Genomic DNA, 3911 nt, shown 5'->3' with positions numbered 1-3911 from the left:
GGGCGGGCTGGCCGCGGCGGCGAGGCTCGCGCGCCAGGGGTTCGACGTCCAGCTGTTCGAGAAGACGCGCGGCCCGGGCGGGCGGTGCAACCAGCTCCGGGTGGACGGCTTCACGTGGGACATCGGGCCCACCATCGTGCTGATGCCGGAGGTGTTCGAGGAGACCTTCCGCGCGCTCGGCCGTCGCATCGAGGACTATCTCACGCTGATCCGCTGCGACCCGAACTACCGGGTGCACTTCCGGGATGGCTCCGACGTCACCTTCACGTCGGAGCTGTGCACCATGGGGCGCGAATTGGAGCGCGTGGAGCCGGGCAGCTTCCAGCGCTACCTGGCCTTCCTGGCGCAGGGCCGCACCCAGTACCGCATCAGCCTGGACCACTTCGTGGGCCGCAACTTCGACGGCATCTCCGACTACTTGTCCCCGGGGGTGCTGGCGAAGATCTTCAAGGCCCGTGCGCACCGCCGGATGTACGCGGACGTCAGCCGCTTCTTCCAGGACGACCGGCTGCGCGCGGCGCTGACGTTCCAGACCATGTACCTGGGCGTGTCCCCTTTCGAATCCCCGGCCGTGTACGGCCTGCTACCCTTCACCGAATTGGGCGTGGGCATCTGGTTCCCGAAGGGGGGCCTGTATGCCATTCCCCTCGCGCTGGAGCGGCTGGCGCGCGAGGAGGGGGTGCGCCTGCACTACGGCACGCCGGTGGAGCGCATCCTCACCGAGAACGGCCGCACCACGGGCGTGCGCCTGGTGGGTGGCGAGGTGGTGCCCGCGGACGCGGTGCTGTGCAACGCGGACCTGCCGTATGCGTACGAGAAGTTGTTGGATCCGAAGGACGCGCCGTTCAAGCGCGCCCCGAAGCTGCGCTTCACCTCCAGCGGCTACATGCTCTACCTGGGCATGAAGAAGAAGGTGCCGGAGCTCTTGCATCACAACGTGATGTTCGGCCGGGACTACGCGGGCTCCTTCGACGACATCTTCCAGCGCTTCCGCGTGCCGGAGGACCCCAGCTTCTACGTCAACGTGCCCTCGCACACGGACGCGTCGCTGGCGCCGGAGGGCAAGGACGCGCTCTATGTCCTCGTGCCCGTGCCGCACCAGCACCCGAACCTGGACTGGAAGGTGGAGGGCCCGAAGGTCCGTGCGAAGGTGTTCCAGCGCCTGGGCGAGCTGGGCTTCCCCAATCTGGAGGCGGACATTGAAGTGGAACGCGTGTTCACTCCGGATGACTGGGCAGGCACGTACAACCTGGCGCGCGGCAGCGCGTTCGGGCTGGCGCAGAACTTCTTCCAGGTGGGCCCCTTCCGGCCGACCAACGTGGATCCGAACGTGAAGAACCTCTTCTTCGTGGGCGCCTCCACCCAGCCGGGCACGGGCCTGCCCACGGTGCTCATCTCCGCGAAGCTCGTCACCGAGCGGCTGGTGACGTGGGCCCGGAAGGAAGGCGTGACGCTGGCTCCGAGGACCGAGGCTCCGGTTCCCGTGGAGGTGGCGGCATGAGCCTCACCGAATCCCCGGCGCTCATCGCGCAGGGCTACCGGCGCGCGCGCGTCGTCACGCGACATCATGCGAAGAGCTTCTTCTTCGCTTCGTACCTGCTCTTCGGACAGCGGCGGAAGGCGGCCTTCGCGCTGTATGCGTTCTGCCGGCGGCTGGACGACATGGTGGACGCGGCGGACGAGCGCGCGACGGACGTGGTGCCCGTGGCCCTGTCCACCCGGCTCACCCGGGCGCGCGAGCGCGTGGCGGAGGTGTACCTGCCCCTGCCGGAGCTGGCGTCGAAGGAGCTGGGGCCTCCCGCCGCGCGGCAGCCCGCCCTGGAGGCGCCGTCGCCGTGGGAGCCGAGCGAGTTCGCGGCGCTGCGCCACTCCATCCACCACCACCGCATCCCGGAGCAGCCCTTCCAGGACCTCATCTCCGGCATGGAGATGGACCTGACGAAGCACCGCTACGAGACGTGGGAGGAGCTGGAGCTGTACTGCTACCGGGTTGCAGGTGTCGTCGGGTTGATGCTCACGCCGGTGCTGGGGTGCGAGGACGCGCGGGCGGTGGAGCCGGCGGCGGACCTGGGCCGGGCCATGCAGCTCACCAACATCCTGCGCGACGTGCGCGAGGACCTGGAGCGCGGCCGGGTGTACCTGCCCGCGGACGAGCTGCGGGCCTTCGGGCTCACCGAGGACGACCTGCGCCGGGGCCAGGTGGATGCGCGCTGGCGCGACTTCATGCGCTTCCAAATCCAGCGCGCGCGTGCCTACTACGCGCGGGCCGCGAGCGGCGTGAAGTACCTCACCGGCTTTGGCAGCCAGCGCATGGTGCGGCTGATGGGCGCCATCTACGGCGACATCCTGCGGGACATCGAAGCGCGCGACTACGACGTGTTCAGCGGGCGGGCCCACACGACGAAGGGGCGCAAGCTGGCGCTGGCGACGGCCGCGTTCCTGCGCCCCGGTGCTGTGTTGCCCGAGTCCGGCCCGGGACTGCCAGCGCTGCCGACAGCGTCCGCACCGCGGCTCTCCACGAGCGCGGGAGGCCCGGGATGAAGCCCTCGCGCGTGGCGGTCATCGGCGGCGGGATTGGCGGGCTGACCGCGGCGGGCCTCCTCGCGAAGGAGGGCCACGCGGTGACGCTGTTCGAGGGCAGTGCTTCCCTGGGCGGCAAGGCGCAGGCCGTCACCGTGGAGGGGCTCACGCTGGACACGGGCCCCACGCTGCTGACGCTGCCGGCGCTGGTGCGGGGCACCTTCGAGAAGCTGGACGCGCTGGACCTGCTGCCTCCGTTCACGGAGCTGGAGCCGCAGTGCACCTACCGCTTCGCGGACGGGTGCGGCTTCACCGCGTACAAGGACCTGGAGCGCATGGCGGAGAGCGCCGCCGAGCTGCGCCCGGTGGAGCGCAAGGGCGTGCACTCGTTCTACGCGGAGGCCGCGGCCATCTGGCGCGCGGCGGGCGAGCCCTACCTGGAGGCCCCCTTCGAGGGCATGGCCGGCTTCATGACGCGCGTGGCCCGCCGGGGCATTGGCGCGATGCTGGCGGGGATGAAGCTGGACACGCTGCACACGCTGGCGACGAAGCACTTCCAGACGTACCACCTGCAACAGTACGTGGGCCGCTTCGCCACCTACGCGGGCGGGTCGCCCTATGCGTCCAGCGCGGCGTTCGCGCTCATCCCGCACATCGAGCACGCCTACGGGGTGCACCACGTGCGGGGCGGCATTGGCGCGCTGGTGGAGGCGCTGGGGCAGGCGGTGCGGCGGCTGGGCGTCACCGTGCACCTGGACACGCGCGCCCGCTTCGAGCGCGCTGGCCAGGGCTACCGTGTGGGCCCGGGCGCGGAGGCCTTCGACAGCGTGGTGGTGAACGCGGATCCGCTGGCGTCGCTGCACCGCGAGTCGGAGCCGCTGTCGCTGTCCGGCTTCGTGCTGCTGCTGGAGGTGGAGGGACGGCCGGCGCTGCCGCACCACACGGTGCTCTTCGGCGGGGACTACCAGCGCGAGTTCGAAGAGCTGTTCGCCGGACAGCTCGCGACGGACCCCACGGTGTACTTCTGCAACCCGTCCGCCACCGACCCGGGCATGGCGCCGCTGGGGCGCACGGGGCTGTTCGTGATGGTGAACGCGCCGGCCATGCCGCTGGGCGAGGCGAAGGCGGAGCAGGCGGAGCGCGACTGGGAGTCGATGGCCCGGCTCGTGCGCGAGCAGATGTTCGAGAAGCTCTTCCGGCACTACCCGGAGCTGCGTGGCCGCACGCGCGTGGTGGGGCAGCGCACGCCGGTGGACCTGGCGGCGCGCGGGGCTCCGGGCGGCTCCATCTACGGCTTCCTGCCGCATGGCCGCTTCGGGCCGTTCCGTCGTCCGCGCATCCGGGGCGGTACGCCGGGGCTGTTCTTCGCGGGCGGGGGCACGCATCCGGGC

The 3911-nt window shown here is 71.0% G+C and carries 3 protein-coding genes; all 3 read left to right on the top strand.

Annotated elements, in window-relative coordinates; translation table 11 throughout:
* On the top strand, nt 1-1501 hold a 1501-nt coding region (locus tag D7V93_RS39755), incomplete at its 5' end, for a phytoene desaturase family protein (RefSeq protein ID WP_120648243.1).
* Complete coding sequence (locus D7V93_RS39750) at nt 1498-2541, top strand: phytoene/squalene synthase family protein (protein WP_120648242.1); 1044 nt, start codon at nt 1498-1500, stop codon at nt 2539-2541. The genes D7V93_RS39755 and D7V93_RS39750, both read left to right, overlap by 4 nt.
* Nucleotides 2538-3911: phytoene desaturase family protein (locus D7V93_RS39745; protein WP_120648241.1), on the top strand; the 1374-nt coding region annotated here is incomplete at its 3' end. The genes D7V93_RS39750 and D7V93_RS39745, both read left to right, overlap by 4 nt.

The sequence above is a fragment of the Corallococcus llansteffanensis genome (genome assembly GCF_003612055.1).
Taxonomy (GTDB): domain Bacteria; phylum Myxococcota; class Myxococcia; order Myxococcales; family Myxococcaceae; genus Corallococcus; species Corallococcus llansteffanensis.
The sequence above is the reverse complement of the archived record's forward strand: the minus strand, read 5'-3'. Positions and strand labels throughout refer to the sequence as shown.